Annotated in this window: 1 protein-coding gene; it reads right to left on the bottom strand. The window is 62.6% G+C overall.

The window, feature by feature from the left end; all coding sequences use genetic code 11:
- On the bottom strand, window positions 1-874 hold an 874-nt coding region (gene rluC, locus Q0C48_RS11280; protein WP_291524394.1), incomplete at its 3' end, for a 23S rRNA pseudouridine(955/2504/2580) synthase RluC.
- Between the last annotated feature and the right edge of the window lie 200 nt (window positions 875-1,074).

The raw sequence follows: 1,074 nt of genomic DNA, 5'->3' as shown, positions 1-1,074 counted from the left end.
GGCCGTCCTGCGGGTGGCGGAAGGCCACCAGGGCGGCATGCAAAAAAAGTCGTCGCAGGCCCAGGGCGCGCAGACGCTGGTTGAAGACCGCATCGCCATATTTCTCATCACCTGCCACCGCATGCCCAATCGCTTGCAGGTGAACCCGAATCTGGTGCGTACGCCCGGTATCGAGATCAGCCTGCAGCAGCACCGCGCCGGGGAAATGTTCCAGTGGCAGAAAACGCGTATGTGCGGCCTTACCCTCCACCGGGTCCACCCGCACCATGCGCTCGCCGGACTGCAGGGTATTCTTGCGCAGGGCCAGGCGCACGGAACGCGCCTTCCCCTGCCAGTCACCGGCCGCCAGCGCCAGATAGCGCTTCTCCATGAAACCTTCCCGCAGGGCTTCATGGAGCGCACGCAGCGCCGAGCGTTTTTTGCTGAATATCAGGCAGCCGGAGGTGTCGCGGTCCAGGCGATGTACCAGTTCCAGTTCGCGGGCATCGGGTCGCAACTGGCGCAACGCCTCGATGACGCCCCAGCTCAGGCCCGATCCCCCGTGCACGGCCAGCCCGCTGGGCTTGTCCAGCACCAGCAGATGGGTATCTTCGTAAAGGACAGCGACTTCCAACTGACTCTGCAGGTAGGTGGGCAGTACGGCGGGATCGTTGGGCGCCGCCACCCGCACCGGCGGCAGACGCAGTACGTCGCCCTCAGCCAGGTGGTAGTGCGGCCGCGCCCGCCCTTTGTTCACCCGCACTTCACCACTGCGCAGGATTTTGTAGATATGGGAGCGCGGCACGCCTTTCATCACCCGCAGGAGGAAGTTATCCAGCCGTTGCCCCGCTTCCGCATCGGTTACCTGCCATTGCCGCACCCTGTTTTCTGCCATTTTTCCCCACCCCTGCGCTTTTCATTTGCGATTCTATTCTTTTATGGCATATATTTCGACTTTGGACGCTGCGCTTCTCGGAGCGCGGCCCCAATTTCAGCATCGCCGGGCAAACCCCGTCGGTCCCAATTACAAACGCTGCGCTCCCTGACGGGTCCTTTCGGGCTTGCGGGTTGAGCGCCGGAGAAAGAAGAACTTAT

Origin of the sequence: Acidithiobacillus sp. (assembly GCF_023255755.1) — a bacterium.
Lineage (GTDB): Bacteria > Pseudomonadota > Gammaproteobacteria > Acidithiobacillales > Acidithiobacillaceae > Acidithiobacillus.
Note: the sequence above shows the minus strand (reverse complement) of the source record. Positions and strands in the feature narration are given on the sequence as shown.